A 2,026-nucleotide genomic window follows, 5' to 3' on the forward strand; every position below is an offset into this window, starting at 1 on the left:
GCAGGTTCTGAACCGCAAGCCGCAGAATGATGATGATGATGATCGTCGTGGTGGTGCAGGCGTACGTCGTAACGTACCTGCGAAGCCGGAAGTGCGCGCTACGAAGCCGACCAAGGCTGAAGAAGATCGCCGTCGCGGCAAACTGACCCTGAACAGCAATCTGGAAGACGAAGGCCGTTCGCGTTCGCTTTCGGCTATGCGTCGCCGTCAGGAAAAGTTCAAGCGCTCGCAGATGCAGGAAGTCCGTGAAAAGATCTCCCGTGAAGTGACTATTCCTGAAACCATTACCATTCAGGAACTGGCACAGCGTATGACGGAACGTGCCGTGGACATCATCAAATACCTGATGAAACAGGGGCAGATGATGAAGCCGGGCGATGTGATCGATTCCGATCTGGCACAGCTGATCGCGGAAGAATTCGGCCATACCGTTAAGCGTGTTGCGGAATCCGACGTTGAAGAAGGTATCTTCAACGTGGAAGACAATCTCAGCGCAATGCTGCCGCGTCCGCCGGTTGTTACCATTATGGGTCACGTTGACCATGGTAAGACCTCGCTGCTCGATGCAATTCGTCAGGCAAATGTGGTATCGGGTGAAGCCGGTGGTATTACCCAGCATATCGGTGCTTATCAGGTTGAACAGAACGGCCAGAAAATCACCTTTATCGATACGCCTGGTCACGCGGCCTTTACGCAGATGCGTGCCCGTGGTGCGCAGGCAACCGATATCGCCATTCTGGTGGTTGCCGCTGATGACAGCGTGATGCCGCAGACGATTGAATCGATCAACCACGCCAAAGCAGCCGGTGTTCCGATCATCGTGGCGATCAACAAGATCGATAAGCCGACCGCTGATCCGCAAAAAGTACGTAATGCCCTGCTGCAACACGATGTGTTCGTGGAAACCATGGGCGGTGAAGTGCTTGATGTGGAAGTTTCCGCCAAGAACAAAATCAACCTCGACAAGCTGCTTGAAGCCGTTCTGTTGCAGGCTGAAATTCTTGATCTTAAAGCCGATCCTGAGCGTACAGCTGAAGGTGTGGTTATTGAAGCTCAGCTTGACCGCGGTCGCGGTGCGGTTGCAACCGTTCTGGTTCAGAAGGGTACATTGCATCCGGGTGAAATCATCATCGCCGGCAGTGCATGGGGTCGCGTTCGCGCCCTCGTCAATGACCATGGCGACCATGTGAAAGAAGCCTCCCCTGCAATGCCGGTGGAAATTCTCGGTCTGTCCGGCACTCCGCAGGCTGGTGACCGCTTTGCGGTTGTTGCCAACGAAGCCAAGGCGCGCGAAATTTCTGAATATCGTCAGCGTCTTGCCCGCGATAAGGCCGTTGCCCGTCAGGCAGGCTCGCGCGGTTCCCTTGAGCAGATGATGTCTAATCTGCAGTCGAGCGGTCTCAAAGAGTTCCCGCTGGTTATCAAGGGTGACGTGCAGGGTTCGGTTGAAGCGATTATCGCTTCTCTCGACAAGCTCGGCACTGATGAAGTCCGCGCACGCATCGTGCATTCGGGTGCCGGTGGTATCACAGAAAGCGATATCTCGCTGGCTGAAGCATCAAATGCTGCCATCATCGGCTTCAACGTCCGCGCCAACAAACAGGCTCGTGATGCCGCCGAACAGCAGGGTATCGAAATCCGCTACTACAACATCATCTATGATCTGATTGATGATGTGAAAGCAGCGATGTCCGGTCTTCTGCCGCCAGAACGTCGTGAAACCTTCATCGGTAACGCTGAAATTCTTGAAGTCTTCAACATCACCAAAGTCGGTAAAGTTGCCGGTTGCCGTGTTGTTGACGGTAAAGTCGAGCGTGGCGCCGGTGTACGCCTTATCCGCGACAACGTGGTTATCCACGAAGGCAAGCTCAAGACACTCAAGCGCTTCAAGGACGAAGTTGCCGAAGTGCCGATGGGTCAGGAATGCGGTATGGCATTTGAAAACTACGAAGATGTACGCGCAGGCGACATCATCGAAGCGTTCCGCGTTGAGATGATCACGCGTACGCTGTAATCAGCAAAGCAG

The 2,026-nt window shown here is 54.2% G+C and carries 1 protein-coding gene; it reads left to right on the forward strand.

The window, feature by feature from the left end; genetic code table 11:
* On the forward strand, positions 1-2,014 hold a 2,014-nt coding region (gene infB / locus A918_RS0112190; RefSeq protein ID WP_022711340.1), incomplete at its 5' end, for a translation initiation factor IF-2.
* Positions 2,015-2,026 lie beyond the last annotated feature (12 nt).

Source organism: Pseudochrobactrum sp. AO18b (genome assembly GCF_000409565.1).
Taxonomy (GTDB): Bacteria; Pseudomonadota; Alphaproteobacteria; order Rhizobiales; family Rhizobiaceae; genus Pseudochrobactrum; species Pseudochrobactrum saccharolyticum.